Origin of the sequence: Pantoea sp. MHSD4 (genome assembly GCF_021043305.1) — a bacterium.
GTDB lineage: Bacteria > Pseudomonadota > Gammaproteobacteria > Enterobacterales > Enterobacteriaceae > Pantoea > Pantoea eucalypti.
The window spans coordinates 243226-262454 of record NZ_JAJNDH010000002.1 but is presented as its reverse complement, the minus strand read 5'-3'; the positions used below and the strand labels follow the sequence as shown (position 1 = coordinate 262454).

Genomic DNA, 19229 nt, shown 5'->3' with positions numbered 1-19229 from the left:
CAGAGCCGGCGATCGTTGTCTGTTCTCTTTAAAACGAACCTGATCGCCGCTTATTCCTGCGCTGTGCTTCGGCATTGTACAGCCAGTGCAGTGTCATCCTGTTTTCTTTTATACCGCCATAGCCTCTAAGCGCTATCGCTCGCCGCCCTTAATACCGCTAACAGCTTCAGTGCGTGTTCTGCGTGGACGCCGTCCCGATGGGTATGCAGAGAGTGTCTGCATCACGTGAGGTAACGGCGCTAATCAGCAGTCGGACAACTGTTTATGCTGTCCTGAAACCAGATAGGAAGCAGAAAGTGCTGGCAAAGAACAAATGCTGTGGTAGCAGGTCAGCAATAATCCCTGTCGCCAGCCTCAGGGATGAACAGCGGGAGATGATTGCCGAGGCACTGGTCATCGCCTCAGGACGGGAATTTAACCCGCTTGCAGATTTTTAATGAGATAACAGGGTGATTCAGCATAACCCTCGCGCGCGTAAAACTGATTCGCCTTGAGCCGTGACTGATGGCAATGGACTTCCATACGATCGCAGCCACGGCGGGCTGCCAGCGTTTCGGCATATTGGAGCAGTTGCTGGCCGACGCCTTTGCTGCGCTCACCTTCCGCAATACAGAAGTAACTGATGCGGGCGAAATCACCGGCCAGGGCCAGCTGAGGAATAAAATGAAGTGAAAGGAAACCCAGAACCTGACTGCCCAGTTCAGCCACTAACAGCGCTTCACTGGGATCGCTGCATAACTGCGCCAGACGCTGCTCAATGAAACTTTCAGTGCCGCCGTAGCCTAACTCACTCAGCAAGGCACTCAACGCAAAACTGTCTCTCAACTCCGCATGCCGTATGTTCATCCTGTCTCCTCACTCATCGGGTTCTGTAGCACTGTTATATAGCGTCGCAGGCTAAAAAGCTGCACAGCTGGTTGTTATAAATATGTTACGAGGATTTATTGTGAACCGCCGCGCAGTTTGTGCGCCCCTGGGGACAATTCAGAAGGTTACGATGTGAGGGATGAAGCGCAGATTACAGCCATAAAAAAACCCGCCATAAGGCGGGTTTTTAGAATTCTGACTGTTAACTTACAGACTGATAACGTTAGCAGCAGATGGGCCTTTAGCGCCGTCGGTGATTTCAAACTCTACGCGCTGACCTTCAGCCAGAGTTTTGAAGCCGTTGCTCTGGATTGCAGAGAAATGTACGAATACATCTTTGCTGCCATCTTCAGGAGTAATGAAACCGAATCCTTTAGATTCATTAAACCACTTAACGTTACCTTTGATCTTAGACATCTATATTACCTTTACATGAAAAATGGACACTAAACTGTGTCGGGGTCTAGTACAGCAATTGCTGAGGGATTTGTCCAGCATGATTTGATGAAAAAGTGATAAATATCGACTTTCCGTACATGCATCACACTTTCCTGCTTTTCGACTTGCGAAACACTCATCAGCAGGGATCAGACGTATGGCCTGTGCCTTCCACTAACCTGCTGGAAAGGCAAACCTTTTTGATCTTTAGCACCGTGACGTTTTGAGGTTAAAAAGGAAAATCTTATTAAGACGTATTCCTGTTATTACTGATAACGATCGTCTCAAAAGCGTTATTTTTTATCGTCCTGCGGGTAGTAAACCTCAGCATAAAAATCCGATTTCCCTGCTTCCGGAGGCCGCCGTAACGCGTCTGGTTATTTAATGTGCAATTGATCGCAAATTCCTATCCGCCGAAACGACTTTTTCTCAGACAATATTGAGACTGCTGTGCCATTGCCCCCAGTGAGAGCAGGCCACCTGCTGATATTTTCACCAAAAGCAGGCAAACCTTGAGAAAGATCAATGAAGTGCTTTTTAGTGTCCGGATTCGCATCTGGCAACAAACAATTAACGTTATGAGCAACTACTTTTCTTATGGCGAGCCGGAATAATATTACCCGGCAATAGATTACGTCCGCTTAACCGGTGAGGGGATAGCTTCCTTCCGGGCAAATGAAAAGGAGAGTGATGCACAGGATGGTGATGAAGATACGCTGCAGTCAGTGCGGAAGCACCCGATTCGTTTTTACGGAATATCACGAGGAAGAGCACAACGTTCATGGTGCCCGCTGTGCGAACTGTAAAAAATGCCTGGATTCCCAGGATCTGCTGCCCACGACGCCGATGGATCCCATTACACAGTGTCTGCTGGCCAGCCAGAAAACAGTTCGGGCACCTGATTAGGTGCCCGTTGTCGCTGAAGCTTTTACAAAAATCAGAAAATCAGTTTGAACACCCCTGTCAGGGTCAGCAGGCCGACGATAAAGATAATCGCGATAATCCACAGAATAATTTTCATTTCCTTTTCCCTCACTGATTAGACACGTTTCCTGTAGGCAGTATAGACAGGAATATTTATCGCGCCGCTTCACCCAGGCTTCAATTGGTCAAAAGTTCACCAATCCTGCTCTTTATTTGCTTTCTGGGATAGCGATCGCAACACCAGTTTTTACCGGCACTCTTTTTTCGTTTTAAAGAATACTCCTGGCTAAAATTTATGCGGCAAGGCAGGCCTCAATAGTGATGAGACTGAAATGAGTCGCGAGGAGATCTTATGAGCACGATTAATACCAGCATGGGCCGCTACAGCCTTAAGGCCAAAAACAGCGGTAACCACATCAGAGGTTCTTTCGCCATCAACGATGAAGGCGGCACGCAGCTCTCTATGCAGGAGTTTGACGAGCACTATCTTGATGATGTGGTGAATAACGTGATCTACCCGGTCACTGGCGGCAACCGTGAAATTGCACGTGCGCTGCGGGAAGAGATGGTGAAAGCCGGTTTTGAACCGCCTCACTAAGGCGTCAGAATTAAGTGACAGCCTGGGCCGCACTTGCGGCCCATTTTAGTTTTAACGTCGTGCACCCGGTCAAAACAGAGAGCCGCTGACAGATTTGCCAGCGACGACAGGTTAAATCACCCAGGAGAGCAACAGGCAACCCACCAGGCCACAAACCGAAATAATGGTTTCCAGCGCAGACCAGGAGCGAATGGTTTCGCCAATCGTCAGGTTGAAATACTCTTTGAACAGCCAGAATCCAGGGTCGTTAACGTGAGAGAAGATCACGCTGCCGGACCCCACGGCGATCACCATCAGTTCCGGGCTGGCGCCACTGGTAACAATCAGCGGTGCAACAATACCGCCGGCAGTAATCGCTGCTACCGTGGCAGAGCCCAGCGCAATACGCAGCACTGCGGCAATCGACCACGCCATAAAGATGGGTGACAGCTGCGTTGAGTGCATCATGCTGGCGATATATTTATCTACGCCACTGTCCACCAGCACCTGTTTAAAGGCACCGCCACCACCGATGATCAACAACATCATGGCAATGATTTTGATCGAGTCGGTCAGGGTATCCATCACCTGTTCCATCGTGCGGCCACGATTCAGTCCAAAGGTGAAGATGGCAATCAGCACCGCAATCAGGGTCGCCATGACCGGGTCGCCAAAGAACTCCGCATAGGGCAGCAGCACGTGGCCTTTTGGCAGCAGCATCTCCGCCACGGCACGCAGCGCCATCAGCACCACTGGTACCAGTGCCGTCCAGACACTCACGCCAAAGCTGGGCATTTCCGCTTCGGTAAACGTTTTCGGGTTATAGAGCCCCTGTGGAATCGGTTTATCGATATTTTTCAGGAAACGTGCGTAGACCGGACCTGCCAGAATCACCGTAGGGATACCCAGCAGCGTGCCAAACAGCAGCGTTTTACCCATGTCTGCGTTAAACAGCGTGGCAATGGCGGTTGGACCCGGATGGGGCGGAAGGAAACCGTGCGTCACGGACAGAGCAGCGGCCATCGGCACCCCGACATAGAGCAGCGGCACACGCGCCGACGCCGCCACGCTGAATACCAGCGGCAGCATCAGTACAAAGCCGACTTCATAGAACAGCGCAAATCCGACAATAAAACCGGTCAGCACCAGCGCCCACTGAATGTGCTTTGTGCCGAATTTCTCAATCAGGGTGGTCGCGATACGTTGCGCCCCGCCGCAATCGGCCAGCAGTTTACCGAGCATGGCACCAAAGCCCATGATCAACGCCAGGCTGCCCAGCGTGCCACCTACACCCGCTTTGATTGAGGTAATAACTTTATTCACCGGCATGCCCTGCATCACGCCGACGGCCAGCGCCACCAGGATCAGCGCGATAAATCCATTGAGCTTAAAGCGAATCATCAGCAGCAACAGTAGCGCGACGCCGATCGCCACATAGAGTAATGGCATAGCTTTTCTCCACCTTGTGCACCGAACGGAATACGGTGTCGATTTATTATCATGATCCCCGTAGGGCGACAAAACAGTGCCTTTGTAAGATGTTTACACATCCCGACAAACGCTGTTACCGATAACATGTTAAGGGTAACATCCGCAGGAAAGCATCACCCCGCCGACGGTGAATTTCTGTTTTGCGAAGGTGATCAACTTTTTGCCGATGCGTTATCAGAAAGTTTGCCAGTGTCGACGCCGCGCTTTTCGTTACACTCAGATTTTAGTGAAATGTAAAAAGGATGCACTGGTGAGTGAGAACCTGAGTGAGCTGTACAGTAATCAACGAACCCTTTTTGGCCGCGGTAGTCTCGATAAGCTGGTGCCGCTGCTGGCCGCCCGTTCACAGCCTACCCTGCTGTTTTGCGGACAATCTTTCCTGCAGGGCCCGGCCTACGCCCGGCTGAAAGCTGGCCTCAACGATCACATTATTGGCTACGAAATTGTCAGCCATGAAGCCTCACCCACTGAAATTGATGGCTGGGTTGCGCGCTGGCGCGGGCATGTTGATCGGGTAGTCGCGATTGGTGGAGGGAGTGTGCTGGATGCGGCGAAAGCGTTCAGTGCGATGGTACAACATCCTTTACCTGTCGCCCGTTATCTGGAAAAAGTGGGTGACACTGCCGTTCAGCCCATCACGTTGCCGCTGATTGCTGTTCCGACTACTGCCGGGACCGGCAGTGAAGTGACGCAAAATGCGGTGGTAACCGACCAGCAGGACATTCAAATCAAAGCGTCATTGCGCCACCCGGTCTTTGTGCCAGAGGTGGCGATTCTTGACCCGGATCTGCTGAAAGGTGCACCTGACTCTGTGCTGGCGACCTGCGGAATTGATGCCTTTACCCACCTGTTTGAAGCGTATCTCTCCAGCAAAGGCAATCTCTTCACCCGACAGCTGGCGCTGACCGGTCTGCGTCAGTTTATTCAGGCCTGGCCTGCACTCAATCGCGAGGATGCGGTTGGTGATGAGGCACGAGAAGCGATGATGATGGCGTCGTGGCTGGGAGGTGTCAGTCTCAGCAGTGCGGGTCTCGGCGTGATCCATGGTATTGCGGGAGAACTGGGGGCGATAAAACCGTTCCATCACGGAGAAGTATGCGGACGGCTTCTGTTTCCGTTCCTGGATCTGTTGTCTGATAGCGAGCAGCCGCTGCAGCGAAAGCTGATGGCCGAGCTACACCCACAACTTTTCAGCGAAACCACGGATTCACCGGCACAGTTTCTGAAGCAGTGGCTGCAGGCGCAGTCGATCACCCCGTTCTGGCAGGATGGCCCCACACTGAGCCGCACCGAGGTCGAGTGGATTCTGGCGCGTGCCAACAGCAAAAACTCGCTGGTAAATTACAGCCACGAACAGAAGCAGACGATGATTACGCAGGCCTGGCAAATCACGGCGTGATCAACGCGAATCTCGCTTCCCGGTTCCGGCAATTCTGACCTGCCAGCCCTGGCAGGTCAGGCATCCGCTCAGCGCAATTCTGTTGCATCCGCGCTCTGAGACGCGAGGCTAAGCCTCTCTGGCGCTAAAAGGCCCCTCACCTGCCAGCATCTGCTCAATCACCTGCAGCACGCCCTGCTCGTTGTTAGAGGGTGCTTCAAAGCGCGCCGCCTGCTTCACCCGCTCTGGCGCGTTGCCCATGGCAAAACTAAAGCCGGACTGTTTGAGCATCTCCAGATCGTTACCGCCATCGCCGAAGGCCAGCACCTGATCGTGCGTAATCCCCCAACGTTGAGCCAGCAGATCCAGACCGTGCGCTTTATGATTTCCCGGCACGATCAAATCTACCGAACCGTGACCGCTGGAGGTCGCCGCCACGCGGCCCTGATGCAAACGCTCAATATCCGCCATCAGTGCTTCTATGTGATCGTCAGACAGATTCAGTGCGAACTTAAACAGCCTGTCATCCTGCACCTCATTCAGATGATGAATCGGCTTCAGCCGGTGACAGTAGTGGCGCATCTTCTTAAGCCAGGTCTCTTCCATGCCCTCGAAGTAATACGCGCTGTCACGTCCACACAGCAGGTAACGCAGGCCGGGATAGTTGCCGTTTTGCAGAGTGTCGATGACCGCTTCCACATCACGTCGTTCAAAGGCACCGCAAAACATCTCCTCATCACGATCAATAATCCATGCGCCGTTCTCTGCCACAAAAGCGATATCGCTGGCGATCTCCGGGAAGAAGGATTTGAGCTGGTAATACTGATTGCCGCTGGCTACCACAAATTTGATGTCACGGGCGGTGAGTTGCTGATAGCAGTCGAGAAAACGGGATCGATTATACTGCTTGTTATCGTCCAGAAACGTGCCATCCATATCTACCGCAACCATCTTAACCGTCGTCATCATGACTCCTTACACAGGAAATTTCAGAGTGGAGTCTCAGGATAGCCGCTGGCGCAGCAAAACGGAAAGAAAGAGGGATGGCCTGAGCCATCCCCCGGGAATCAGTTCAGGGCGCTATTCAGCACCAGCGCGGTAATCACCCCGGTCGCGGCAGCAATCAGCACATAGTTGCCATCAATGTTTGCCCAGTGGTAACCACGTGGCGGTTCACGCAGACCGCGTTCATGCCAGTCGGCTACACGATAGTGGTCACCGCGATATTCTGGCGGAACAGGATGGCCGCGACGGAAGTCGTGCCCCTGCCAGGCGAAATGGTCCCGTTCATTGCGGCCCTCTCTGCCATGGCGTTTGTTATCCTGATCCGGGCGATGATTGCCCATATCATGATCGCGATTGTCGCGGCCGCGATTCTGGTCAGGACCGCGATTGTCAGGACGATGATCATCATTCTGATGTGGCACCGGCATACGCGGTGCGTCTCCGTGATCGTCTGCCCGTGAGGGCTGAGAAAAGAGTGTGCTGCATGTCAAAAGTGAAGCGATAAGCGTGAGTGTTGTTTTTTTCATGATACTGCCTCCGAAAATAACGGCTGTTCAGGCACCGTTGATCGGCATGATGGCAATAATTGTGGCGGGAGACATCTTCAAAAGTCTTAAAATCCGGTAACTTACACACTATTACGCTTGCTTAGCGCTTTCTTAACACGCGTCATATCCGGACAGCTTTCCTGACATAATCCAGATATCAAAGAGTCAGCCTGATAATCACGCATCAGGCTGACTGTTTAAGCGTTGAGATGCGTCAGGATGCTGAATCGCTCTCTGACGCGTTATCCGGTTATGGCGTACTGAGGATCACTGGCGCGTCCGGTAACCCGGTAAAGTGCGTCACAATGTGGTGATAATCAGCCGTCGGATCCAGATCCCTGAACAAATCCGGATAGAGATCTTTTGCCAGAATTTCCATTCCGATAATGTTGTAAGGGTGATTATAGAAATGGTGATAAACGCCATACACCCGCTTCTGTTTTATCGGTTCGATCTGCTCCAGACCGGTACGGCTCTGCAGGCGGTTAAAGGTGGCGGTCACGTCAGCCTGGCTGGCACCGTAGCCAAACGGCAGCACATTGCTGTTCGGGCGTTTGGAGCCGGTCATGATGTAGACGTCCGGCTTCATGGCGATAATCTTCTCCAGCGACACAAACCCTGAACTGCCGGGCAGTAACGCTGAGCCAATGTTTTTTCCACCGACCGCTTCTACGAGCGCGCCCCAGCCGTTATGACCGTGGGTAAAGCAGCAGTTATCGCTGTTGCCGGCAATTGGCTCAATAAACACTGTCGGCTTGTGCTGCACCTGCGCAATCTTCTGCTGAAGCATCTCCCAGCGCTGCTGGTAAAAATCGGCATAGGCTTTTGCCTCGGCTTCGCGGTTCAGAACGGTGCCCAGCACTTTCACACTCTTCAGGGTATTCTCTTTTGGATGGAGTTCATCATCCAGGAACAGCACCGGGATATGCAGATTTTTCAGGGTCGCCAGCACGCCTGACTGCATCAGGGCCGGTTTGGCACGCAGCTGGGCAATCATCATATCGGGCTGCTGAGCCAGCACGCTCTCCAGATTGACCTGTCCCTGATCGTTAAAGCCCATGTCCACAATGGATGCGGCCTGCGGCCAGCGCTGCTTCAGCAGGTCCCAGGTCTGAGTGTCCTGCTTTTTCGGCAGGTTGTTCCAGGCGACAACCCGCTGAAACGGATTCTGTCGATCCAGTAGTGCCAGCGACATCACGTCGCGCCCATCCTGCAAAATTACATGTTGCGGCTCTTTTTGCAGCGTAATTTTCTGGCCATCCATGTCGGTCACGGTGACCGGATAGGTGGTAGCCGCACAGGCCGTTGACAGTAAAAGTGTGGTAGCTGCAGCAATCCCGATTTTCATTTTTCTCCTGTCCCATAAAGGAATAATAATTATTCGCGTTTACTTTACCATGCGAATACGTAACAAATGTAAAAATTGCTGACCGGATGCTACTGGCAGAGAAGATCAGGAACGCGACTGCTGGCTGAAATCACGAAGCGATGGCGCAGAATTGCGGAGGAGGAGAGTAAGAACGGCGAGTAGCGGGCAGGAAAGCAGGCGCGTCTCAGCGTGACTGAGATGCGCCTGTTGCGTGTTACTTCACCAGCGAATAGAAGATTGCAGAGATAGCAATTAGTCCGATCAACACAACAAACAGGTTGCTGATGTGACCACTGTATTTACGCATCGCGGGCACCTTCTGGATGGCATACATCGGCATCAGGAACAGGATCATGGCAATAATCGGTCCGCCCAGTGTCTCAATCATGCCGAGAATATTCGGGTCCAGCGTCGCCACCAGCCATGTGGTCAGCAGCATAAAGAGTGCCGTCAGGCGATTCAGTCTGGCTGGCGCGATGGTCTTACCGCGACTGCGCAACGCCTTATTGACCATACCGTTAAATCCTTCGCGCGCACCCAGATAGTGACCCAGGAATGATTTGGTGATCGCCACAATGGCAATCAGCGGCCCCATCCACGCAATCATCGGCACCTGAAAATGGTTAGCCAGATAAGAAAGGATGGTGATGTTCTGCGCCTTGGCAGCGTGTAAATCTTCGGGCGACAGGCTCAGCACGCAGCTGAACACAAAGAACATCACCGTCACTACCATCATCAGGTGCGAACAGGCCAGAATGCGCGAACACTTTTTCTCAGCGGCATCGCCATACTCTTCGCGCTTCGCCAGCGCAAAGGAAGAGATGATAGGTGAATGGTTAAACGAGAAGACCATCACCGGAATCGCCAGCCACAGCGTCATCCACAGGCTGCTGCCCGCAGGCTGAACGTTAAGGGTCGACAGCGCCGCGCCGTGCCAGTGTGGAATCAGGTAGCAGGCCATCAGCATCAGTACCGCCACAAACGGGTAAACCAGCACGCTCATCGCTTTCACGATCATCTTCTCGCCGAAACGCACAATGGTCATCAGTCCGACAATCAGCAGCAGCGACAGCAGCACACGCGGCGGTGGCACCAGGCCAAGCTGATGCACCATCAGGCTCTCTACCGTATTGGTAATCGCCACGCTGTACATCAGCAGTATCGGGTAGATAGCGAAGAAATAGAGCAGCGTAATCAGCTTGCCCGCGCCGACGCCAAAATGCTCCTCGACCACTTCAGTGATATCACCGGCCGGATTTTTACCGGAGAGCACAAAGCGCGTCAGAGCGCGGTGCGCAAAGAAGGTCAGCGGAAAAGCCAGCACCGCCATAATGATCAGCGGGATCAGACCGCCGACACCCGCATTAATTGGCAGGAACAGTACACCCGCGCCAATTGCCGTGCCGTATAAACCCAGCATCCACATGGTGTCGGTTTTACGCCATCCCGTATCGACGTCACTCTCAAGCGCACCCAGCGTGCCCGTTTGCGTGGTTTTCATCAGATTTTCCGTGTTAAAAAGCCGCCATTAATTTGAGCCAACAGGCAGGAAAAGGTCTCTCCCGCTCTCCGCCTCTGCTGCAAGCGGATCAGTGAAGGGTGCCGCTGATCCGCCCGCGCATAGGTAATCGATTGCGTGCGCCACTTTTTACACTACATGACGATAAAACTTCAAGTAACGAAGATAAACTCGCATGTGTTGCGCAAAAATCCGTCACATCGTGCAAGGCGACTGCACGGCGATCATGCCATTTATGTGGCGGTTTTACCCCCTTAAAAAGGTGATCCCTGCAACGATTCAGCATAACGGACTACGCTTTACCTCACGCTGTCGCGATCACGCCGACAGATGCAAAGGAGATGAAAATGAAGATTGCCTGCCTGGGATGGGGATCGTTAATCTGGAAAACCGGCGACCTGCCAGTGGCCAGTCCGTGGCATCATGATGGTCCTGCGGTACCGATTGAATTTGTGCGCATCGCTGACGGCGGTGAACTCTCGACCGCAATCTGTCTGAACGCAAAACCGGTGCAGGTACTCTGGGCCTGGTTAAACACGGCGTCACTGGAGAGCGCCTGCCGTGCATTGCGCCTTCGTGAGGCGATTCCGGACAGCCGCGTCGATGGCATCGGCATGATTACGGTGACAGAGAACGCAACCGGACCGCTGGCGGTGTGGGCACAGACGAAAGGCATTGAAGGATTAATCTGGACCGGTCTGCCCGCCCGCATGGCGGGAACGGAAGGCCAGATCCCCACGCTGGATGACGCACGGCACTATTTGCAGAATCTCACCGGTGAAACACGCGAGCATGCGTTTCACTACATCGAACAGGTTCCGGCGCAGATCGATACGGTTTATCGTCGTGCCTTTGCCGATCTGGCCCGCTGGCAGCCCGATTCGGCCTCCGCCCCGGTCGCTACGATCCAGCTGCATCCGCCCTGTCAGCCCGGCTGATACAGGTCAGTCATATGCACCGCTCTGCTTACTCCTCAAAGGGTTACTACACTTCAGGCAGGTTGCGATTTCAGGTTCCCTGAGTCTTTCCCGCGGGTAGTCACGCCTTCTGGCCTGACCACCATTCCCTTGTCAGCAGGAGATGAAGAGATGAAAGCATTAACTTATCATGGTCCCCATAAAGTCAGTGTGGATAACGTGCCCGATCCGGGACTGGAAGCCGCCGATGATATTATCCTGCGTGTGACCGCTACCGCTATTTGCGGTTCAGACCTGCATCTCTATCGCGGCAAAATCCCGGGGACCGGGCATGGCGATATCTTCGGTCATGAGTTTATGGGTGAAGTGGTTGAGACCGGAAGCGCCGTGACCGCCGTGGCCAAAGGTGATCGGGTTGTCATCCCTTTTGTTATCGCCTGTGGCGACTGCTTTTTCTGCCTCATGAGTCAGTATGCCGCCTGTGAAAATACCAATAGCGGACGAGGCGCCATCCTGAACCGCAAAAACATCACGCCACCTGCGGCGCTGTTTGGGTTCAGCAAGCTTTATGGCGGTGTGCCTGGCGGCCAGGCGGAATATGTCCGTGTGCCCAAAGCCAATACAGGCCCGTTCAAAGTGCCGTCGGTGCTGTCGGATGAAAAAGTGCTGTTCCTGTCGGATATTCTGCCCACTGCCTGGCAGGCGGTGAAAAACGCTGAGGTCAAGCCGGGCTCCAGCCTGGCAATTTTCGGTGCCGGACCGGTTGGCCTGCTCAGTGCTGCCTGCGCCCGCCAGCAGGGTGCCGAACAGATCTACATGATTGACCATAATAATTACCGCTTAAACTTTGCCCGCGAACGTTACGGCGTAATCCCGATTAATTTCGATGAAATTGATGATCCGGCTGGCTGGATTATCGAACACAGTACCGGCAATCGCGGTGTAGATGCCGTAATTGATGCCGTCGGGTTTGAGGCAAAAGGCAGCATGACTGAGACCGTGCTCACCAATCTCAAGCTGGAAGGCAGTAGCGGCAAAGCATTGCGTCAGTGTATTGCTGCAGTGCGACGTGGCGGTATCGTCAGCGTGCCAGGCGTCTACGCAGGATTTATTCACGGCTTTCTGTTTGGCGATGCCTTCGACAAAGGGCTGACCTTTAAGATGGGACAGACGCATGTCCATGCTTATCTGCCTGACCTGCTGAAGCTGATTGAGCAGGGCCATCTGACGCCGGAAGAGATTATAACTCACCATCTCCCGCTGGAAGATGCCGCACGCGGCTACGATATTTTCGCAAAACGCGAAGAGGAGTGTCGCAAGGTGATTCTGGTGCCTGGCATGGCAGCCTCCCAGGCCACCATTTAGTCACATGAACCAGCAGGGCCACATTCCCTGCTCCCCGGCAGAGAACTCTGCCGGGGAATTCATTTCAAAACGGCTTACGCTCCAGACTGCTTCGCCACTCCCGCCGCTCCAGCAGATGTTCATCCGGCGAATCCGCCGTGTCCACCTGACTCCCCTGCTCGAGCAGTCGCGCACTGCGTGAATGGGGATGACTTTCACTGATCACCTGTTGTGAAAACGCGCCAAACGATAACAGCAAAAACAGTAATGTACTGGCCAGCCTCACTTTCATACGCATACCTCAATGAATTCGGTGTCGCTATGCTGCCTGAAGGGTTTTCATTTTCTGTCAGTAACAGGCAAAGTTATGTGGGTAGCGGGAACAAGCTGCGACGGGTTTACTCGCGGTTCAGGATAGCCCGTCAGTACAGCTCGAAAGTTTTCCCGCTTCCCGTCCCTATTCCCTTCAGGAGGATGCCAGTGAACATCAATCAGTTTGATCAGCCGGTCGGTGAAGCGTTGCCTGACTGGCAGCCGGTCGCCAGACCTCACGGCGTTCCTCTCCAGGGACAGCACTGCCTTCTTTTACCGCTTAGCGTGGAACATGCGGCGTCGCTGTTACAGGCCTTTATGCTGGCACCGGATGATCGCGACTGGACCTGGCTGAGCGCAGAGCGGCCCGCTTCGCTGATGCAGATGCAGCGCTGGATTGCGGATAAAGTTGCTGATAAAGCCCTGGTACCCTTCACTGTCTGCACGCCGAATCAGCAGCCCTGCGGTGTGGTCTGCTTCGCCAGCATTGAACCCGAACATGGCACCCTTGAAATCGGTCACGTCACCTGGTCGCCGCTGATGCAGCGTAGTGTTATCGGCAGCGAGGCGATTTTTCTGCTGCTGCAACAGGCTTTCTCGCTGGGGTATCGGCGAGTCGCGTGGCGCTGTGATTCAACCAATGTGGCGTCACGACGCGCAGCAGAACGGCTGGGGTTTCGATTTGAGGGCCGTTTTCGTCAGGTCATGACGCGAAAACAGCGTAATCGGGATACCGACTGGCTGTCGATGATTGATCGGGAATGGCCAGACGTTCAGCGCGCCCTGAACGCCTGGCTGAGCGCGGATAATTTCACCGCCGAAGGAGAGCAAAAGCGCTCACTCAGCGCCTGTTTCGCCGGTGCTCATCGGGGCGATACTGACGCGACAAGCCGGAAAGGTTAAGCAGGCACGGGCCATTAATGCAGCCGACGCACGCTCAGTGCCGCAGACCAGCGCTGCCGCTGACAGCGCGGACAGACGGCCGGCTGCCCGGCTTCTATCCTCTGTGTTTGCCCGCAATGCGTGCAGGCGTAAAGGGCGCTGATCGGCACCGTACTGTAATCCTGCCGATGCTCCGGCGGCAGTATGCTTAGCCCGGCGCGCATCTCATTATCATCATAGAAATAGAGGCTAAGCTGACCGTCGACCTCCACCAGCGCCAGCCGGACCTGTCCCAGATGCTCCACGCCGCTCTGCCGCAACTCCATAAAGAACTCATCTTCGGAAATATTCAGCCGATCCAGACTTTCCAGCACATACAACCCATCTTTAATCAGCGTAATGACGTCGCCCTGAATAAATCGTGAAAAGCGCGGGCTGTGTGCCGTCAGCCAGGTCGTCAGGCGGTAGAGGGCCAGAAGCACCACAAACACCATAATGACCGGCAACACCGGTACATCATCGTAAAATGTGACGTCACCCGATGCCGAGCCCAGTGTCAGGATGACCACCAGTTCGAACAGGGACAGCTGGCGCACGCCGCGTCGTCCAGACACTTTCAAAAAGGTGAATACCACCAGATATGCGATCAGGACCCGCGCCACCACCTCAAATAAAAAAGTGGCCGGTTGATCGTTGAGTAAGAAACGGTGCCAGTCGAATGAGAACATAGTCTGCTAAACATCCTGTTTTAAGGGAACGCGCATTATCGCAGCCCTCCGTTGATGACCCGCAGATTCAGGCCAGTGATAAGTAAATCTTGTCGCCAGCCCGCCAAAAGGCAAGCGAAGCTGTAACGTAAAAGCGGGTGAGTCTGACCTCTCTGCATGTGAAGGAAAAGGTTAATAAAGCTGAAAATAGCGCTGACGCTGTTCACGTTGCGCTTATCAAACAGATTATGAAACTTAACCAAAAAACATCCTGTTTCTGACTGGAATTCTTTTACCGCTACGCTTTTTTCTTTTTAATTCAATGAGTTGATTACCACACTCTCGCATCTATACTTTCCAGTAAGGCTTCCGTAAACCCGATAACATTCAGAGAAGTCAGCCTTTTTCCTGTCGATAGCGCCGCACATAGATACCTGCTATCTCTCGTCCAGACCGCCACAGGACCTGATGCCTGTCCTTCAGTGGTTGTGCCTTATGGCAAGGATCGCCCATCTGTTCAGACTGGTCATAACGACCAGTCTGCAATGCATACCTGTAACGCCCTGACCCGTTTCACGACGGCTCGTCAGAGAGAAACGTGTTGCTTTTTTTTCGGGAGATGCCATGACGCCTTTTACCAGTTTCTGGCAGGCCGGCTATGAAGGTGCCGACCATATCAATCCTGCCGGGATTGCGCTGTCGATGAACGATCTTAATCAGCATCAGGCACGTGTAGCAGAGGATTATGCCGCGCTGTCCCCCTTTTCTATTCGCACGGTACGCGAAAGCGTCGGCTGGCGCTTATGTGAACGCGATGGGCATTATGACTTTTCGACGGTCGCTGCGCGGATGCGGGCCGCAGAGCAGCAGGGCATCCAGCTGAGCTGGACAATCTGCCATTACGGCTGGCCCGCTGGCGTCAGCCTGTTTGATCACGATTTTATCAGTCGCTTTGCTGCGTTCTGCGGTGCGCTGGCCCGCTTTCTGGCGCCCTGGTATCAGCAGCCGCCGGTCTACTCCCCAATGAATGAAATCTCCTTTGTCAGTTGGGGCATCTCGGTCGGGCTGTTCGCCTGTGAGGCGATTCCGGCGCCGGATCGGGCGGATGCTGCCAAGCAGCAACTGGTTCGCGCCACTCTGGCCGCCTGTGATGCGATCTGGCTGGCCGATCCGCGCGCCCGTCTGCTGCACTGCGATCCGCTGATCCATATCGTGCCCGATCCTGCCGATCCCACCAGTGACGTGCTGGCACGTGAGATGTGCGATACCCAGTATCAGGCGTGGGACATGCTTAGCGGCAGGCGTAACCCGGAGCTGGGTGGCACACCGCGCTATCTCGATCTGATTGGCGTGAATTACTACCACGATAACCAGTGGGAACAGGGCTCAAACCTCCGCCTTTACTGGCATCTGGGCGACAACCGCCGCCAGCCACTGCATCAGATGCTGCAGCAAGTCTGGCAGCGTTACCAGCGGCCCATTCTGCTGGCGGAAACGAGTCATGTTGGCAGCGGACGTGGAGCCTGGATCAGCGAAATCACCGCCCAGGTAGCGCAGGCACAGCTAGCAGGCGTTGATCTGATCGGCGTCTGCCTCTATCCGATCCTCGATCGTCCCTTGTGGGAAGAGACAACCTTCTGGACCCGCAGCGGTTTATGGGATCTCGATCTGCTGGGGCCGGATCCTTACGCCCGCCAGTTACAGCAGCCTTATGCCGACGCTTTACGGCAGGCGCAGCGCTTTTTGCAGCACATTCAGTCCCCACTACAACGTCAGGAGCACACCATGAAACCACCTGTTCTCATTGTTTTCAGCCATTTACGCTGGGGATTTGTTTTCCAGCGTCCGCAGCAGCTTCTGACACGCCTGGCGCAGCACTATCGCGTGCTGTTTTTCGAGGAGCCGGTCCGGCAGTCGGGGCCACCGGGTCTGCATCAGAGTTCACCTGCCGCTAACATCACGGTCATCCAGCCACATACCGACAGCGACGCGCCCGGTTTTCATGACAGCCAGATCGCGCCACTGTTGCTGCTGCTGGCGCCACTTCTTGAGGAAGATGAACAGCCGCTGATCTGGTTCTATACGCCGATGGCGCTGCCGCTGCTGACGCCGTTTGATCCCTCGCTGGTAATTTACGACTGTATGGATGAGCTTTCCGCCTTCCGGAATGCGCCGCGCCAGTTGCAACAGCGCGAATCGGCACTGATGACCCGCGCCGATCTGGTCTTTACCGGCGGCACCAGTCTTTACGAAGCGAAGCGTGACAAACATTCTCAGGTCTATTGCTTTCCCAGCAGTGTCGATGCTGTTCATTTTGAGCAGGCACGCGATCGCACTAATCGTCATCCGTTGCAGGATACGATTCCACCGCAGCGTCTGGGATACTACGGCGTGCTTGATGAGCGCATCGACCTGTCGCTGATTGCGACGCTGGCAGACACCCACCCCGAATGGCAGATCATTATGGTTGGGCCGGTAGTAAAAATTGATCCCGCCAGCCTGCCACAGCGCGACAATATTCACTGGCTCGGCCAGCAGCCCTACCAGGCACTGCCGCAATTTCTGGCAGGCTGGGATGTTTGTCTGATGCCGTTCGCCATTAATGCCTCCACCCGCTTCATCTCGCCTACCAAGGTGCTGGAATATATGGCGGCGCAGCTGCCGATTGTCAGTACCGCGATTGTCGATGTGGCGCGCCACTACGCAGAGGAGGTGGCAGTAGCAGAAACTCACCCGGCGTTTATTGCCGCTTGTGAACAGGCAATGGCGATGGGTGCCGCTGAGCGGCTGGCGCTGATGGGACGGATGCAGACAAAAGTGGATGCCACCTCATGGGATCGCACCGCTGAGCAGATACATGGGCTGATCCAGCAGGCGCTCGCGCAACGTCAGCCTGCCCTGAAGTCAGCCAGTCAGGCCAGCGCACAGGCTAACGTCACACCTTTAACGCCGGCCATGCTGGAGAGCGAAGCGGTGCCCTGCCTGATTATCGGCGCCGGACCCACCGGGCTGAGCGCCGGTTATCACTATGGCGAAGGCGCAGTCCTGCTGGAGAAAAATAGCACCCCAGGCGGCTGGTGCCGCTCGATTGACGATCAGGGGTTCACCTTCGATTATGCTGGTCACATTATGTTCTCGCAGGACCCATATGTGTTGCAGCTCTATGAAATGCTGCTGGGCGACAATCTGCACTGGCAGGCACGTGAAGCCTGGGTCTACAGTGACGGCGTGTATACCCGCTATCCGTTCCAGTCTGCGCTGCACGGCTTACCCGTCGAAGTGGTAAAAGAGTGCGTGCTGGGGGCTATCGAGGCGCGTTATGGCGCAACGGCGACAGCTGCCGTGCCGCTGGATCGCGCGCGGGCGCGGCGGGATTGCTGTGCGGATGGCGCGATTCCTGATGAGGGCAGCAGCAGCGGCATGGTGGAAGGCGAAGAGGATTTCCAGCACTTCATTATGCGAACCTGGGGTAAAGGCATCGCACGTCACTTTGCCCTGCCCTACAACCAGAAGCTGTGGAAAGTGCCGCTGACAGATATGGAAACCTCGTGGCTGGGCGGACGCGTCCCACTGCCCGATCTGTCGCAGATCATCGATGGCGCACTACAACCACTGGCGAAACCGGTCGGCCCTAACGCCCGATTTGGCTATCCGCTGCGCGGCGGTTTCCAGGCACTGATGTCCGGCTTCCTGCCGCATCTGAAATGTACGCTGGAAACGGATACGACGCTGACCCGCATCTATTCGCAGGCGCATGTTGCGCTGCTGGCGGATGGTCGCCACTACCGTTATGAGCAGTTGATTAGCACCATGCCGCTACCTGAGCTGATTAAACTGATGGGCGATGAGGTGCCGGAGAGTGTGCAACGGGCGGCGCAGCAGCTGCAGTTTGTTTCGGTGCGCTGTGTGAATCTGGGCATTGGTCGCGCTGATCTGACCGAAAAGCACTGGATTTACTATCCTGGCGATACGCTGTTCCACCGCATCTTTGTGCAGGGTAATGCCAGCCCACACTGCAATCCGCCGGGCGGATTCGGCTTAACCTGCGAAATCACCTACAATGCGGCCAACCCACTGCCGCTGGAGGGCGATGCGCTGATTGAGCGCTGCCGTCAGGATTGCATCAGGGTCGGCATGATCACTGCGGACGATCCGCTGCTTTGTGCTTCAGAGGTTGATATGCCCTATGCCTACGTGGTCTATGACCATGCACGAAGCGATAACGTGGCGCTGATCCGTCAGTGGCTGCTGACTCAGGATATTCATCTGTCGGGTCGCTACAGCGAGTGGGAATATTACAATTCGGATCACGCGTTTCTGGCAGGTAAACGTGCAGCCGAAAATGTCCGGCTGCAGCATGTCCGCGCAGGAACCGTTGGCTGATTTTAAGCCGCCCGCTACGACAGTCGCTGGCTGCACTTCGCGGCTTTCAGCGACTGTAACTGATTCAGTCGCCGTTCTGCCTTCTGGCTGGCATTGTATTTCGCAATGCCATTACCCAGCCCGAAATCGCCGACAAACCCCAGTACGGTCAGTGCATCAAACTGGCCGGTTTGCTCAATGTCACTCTGCACGCTGTGCGCTTTCACGAGTTCCTGATCCAGTGCACTGCAGTTAAGTGTCGCCGTCTCTTCCGGCGTTACCGCCGCCGCCTGAGGATACTGTTTGGTGGCACAGCCGGTTAGTGCCAGCGCCAGCAGCACCGTTAAAACGCTCGGTTTACCCATTTCTTATTGCCTGTTTTTTGCTCAGTCAACGCTATTATCGGCAGCATACACAGAGAACATGAGTCTCTGACCTACCAATAATGGTCGAAACCGCTACGCTAATGTAGGATTCAGCGCGCTGCAGTCATAAGCAGCCTGCTACCGACCGGAAGTCACGCAGCGAACGAACATTATCCGTTCATCACTTCTGCCAGACCTTTCAGATAGTTAGCCAGTATGATGCT

At 54.6% G+C, this 19229-nt stretch carries 16 protein-coding genes; 6 read left to right on the top strand and 10 right to left on the bottom strand.

Features of this window, described 5'->3' with window-relative positions; genetic code table 11:
* Positions 1 to 414: 414 nt before the first annotated feature.
* Complete coding sequence (locus LQK91_RS08035) at positions 415 to 846, bottom strand: GNAT family N-acetyltransferase (protein ID WP_003854037.1); 432 nt, start codon at positions 844 to 846, stop codon at positions 415 to 417.
* 228 nt (positions 847 to 1074) lie between these two features.
* On the bottom strand, positions 1075 to 1284 hold the full coding sequence (gene cspE / locus LQK91_RS08030; RefSeq protein WP_006118399.1) for a transcription antiterminator/RNA stability regulator CspE: 210 nt from the start codon (positions 1282 to 1284) through the stop codon (positions 1075 to 1077).
* A gap of 1297 nt (positions 1285 to 2581) precedes the next feature.
* Between cspE and LQK91_RS08025 the strand changes: the two genes are divergently transcribed.
* Complete coding sequence (locus tag LQK91_RS08025) at positions 2582 to 2827, top strand: hypothetical protein (protein WP_003854040.1); 246 nt, start codon at positions 2582 to 2584, stop codon at positions 2825 to 2827.
* Positions 2828 to 2938: 111 nt separating this feature from the next.
* Here the strand turns inward: LQK91_RS08025 and gntT are convergent, their stop codons facing one another.
* Entirely contained in the window at positions 2939 to 4255 is a 1317-nt protein-coding gene (gntT, locus tag LQK91_RS08020; protein ID WP_003854041.1) for a gluconate transporter, read from the bottom strand.
* A gap of 292 nt (positions 4256 to 4547) precedes the next feature.
* Between gntT and LQK91_RS08015 the strand changes: the two genes are divergently transcribed.
* Complete coding sequence (locus tag LQK91_RS08015; RefSeq protein WP_105099474.1) at positions 4548 to 5696, top strand: iron-containing alcohol dehydrogenase; 1149 nt, start codon at positions 4548 to 4550, stop codon at positions 5694 to 5696.
* Positions 5697 to 5804: 108 nt separating this feature from the next.
* Here the strand turns inward: LQK91_RS08015 and LQK91_RS08010 are convergent, their stop codons facing one another.
* The 4 genes from LQK91_RS08010 to LQK91_RS07995 form a co-directional block, all read right to left on the bottom strand.
* Complete coding sequence (locus LQK91_RS08010) at positions 5805 to 6641, bottom strand: Cof-type HAD-IIB family hydrolase (RefSeq protein ID WP_105099420.1); 837 nt, start codon at positions 6639 to 6641, stop codon at positions 5805 to 5807.
* Positions 6642 to 6742: 101 nt separating this feature from the next.
* The gene (locus tag LQK91_RS08005) at positions 6743 to 7207 is read right to left on the bottom strand and encodes an RcnB family protein (protein WP_033763066.1); all 465 of its coding nucleotides are present in this window, start codon (positions 7205 to 7207) and stop codon (positions 6743 to 6745) included.
* Between the two features lie 271 nt (positions 7208 to 7478).
* Positions 7479 to 8576, bottom strand: coding sequence for an ABC transporter substrate-binding protein (locus LQK91_RS08000; protein WP_105099421.1), 1098 nt, complete (start codon positions 8574 to 8576; stop codon positions 7479 to 7481).
* A 235-nt stretch (positions 8577 to 8811) separates the two neighbouring features.
* Positions 8812 to 10098 carry an HAAAP family serine/threonine permease gene (locus tag LQK91_RS07995; RefSeq protein ID WP_008924991.1) on the bottom strand — a complete coding sequence of 429 codons (1287 nt, stop codon included), beginning with the start codon at positions 10096 to 10098 and terminating at the stop codon, positions 8812 to 8814.
* Between the two features lie 365 nt (positions 10099 to 10463).
* On the opposite strand from LQK91_RS07995, the gene LQK91_RS07990 reads away from it, so the two are divergent.
* Positions 10464 to 11054 (top strand): hypothetical protein, encoded by a 591-nt coding sequence (locus LQK91_RS07990; RefSeq protein ID WP_105099422.1) that lies wholly within the window; start codon positions 10464 to 10466, stop codon positions 11052 to 11054.
* Between the two features lie 150 nt (positions 11055 to 11204).
* On the top strand, positions 11205 to 12398 hold the full coding sequence (locus LQK91_RS07985; RefSeq protein ID WP_003854051.1) for a zinc-dependent alcohol dehydrogenase: 1194 nt from the start codon (positions 11205 to 11207) through the stop codon (positions 12396 to 12398).
* A 64-nt stretch (positions 12399 to 12462) separates the two neighbouring features.
* Here the strand turns inward: LQK91_RS07985 and LQK91_RS07980 are convergent, their stop codons facing one another.
* Complete coding sequence (locus LQK91_RS07980) at positions 12463 to 12669, bottom strand: hypothetical protein (protein WP_003854053.1); 207 nt, start codon at positions 12667 to 12669, stop codon at positions 12463 to 12465.
* Positions 12670 to 12857: 188 nt separating this feature from the next.
* On the opposite strand from LQK91_RS07980, the gene LQK91_RS07975 reads away from it, so the two are divergent.
* Positions 12858 to 13592: a GNAT family N-acetyltransferase gene (locus LQK91_RS07975; protein ID WP_003854055.1), complete on the top strand. Its 735-nt coding sequence runs from the start codon at positions 12858 to 12860 to the stop codon at positions 13590 to 13592.
* A 14-nt stretch (positions 13593 to 13606) separates the two neighbouring features.
* Here the strand turns inward: LQK91_RS07975 and LQK91_RS07970 are convergent, their stop codons facing one another.
* A complete protein-coding gene (locus LQK91_RS07970; RefSeq protein WP_003854056.1) occupies positions 13607 to 14299 on the bottom strand; it encodes a YetF domain-containing protein in 693 nt (230 codons plus the stop codon).
* Between the two features lie 603 nt (positions 14300 to 14902).
* On the opposite strand from LQK91_RS07970, the gene LQK91_RS07965 reads away from it, so the two are divergent.
* Positions 14903 to 18661 carry an NAD(P)-binding protein gene (locus LQK91_RS07965; RefSeq protein WP_105099423.1) on the top strand — a complete coding sequence of 1253 codons (3759 nt, stop codon included), beginning with the start codon at positions 14903 to 14905 and terminating at the stop codon, positions 18659 to 18661.
* A gap of 14 nt (positions 18662 to 18675) precedes the next feature.
* Here LQK91_RS07965 and LQK91_RS07960 read toward each other — a convergent pair whose 3' ends face one another.
* The gene (locus tag LQK91_RS07960; RefSeq protein ID WP_003854059.1) at positions 18676 to 19005 is read right to left on the bottom strand and encodes a hypothetical protein; all 330 of its coding nucleotides are present in this window, start codon (positions 19003 to 19005) and stop codon (positions 18676 to 18678) included.
* Between the last annotated feature and the right edge of the window lie 224 nt (positions 19006 to 19229).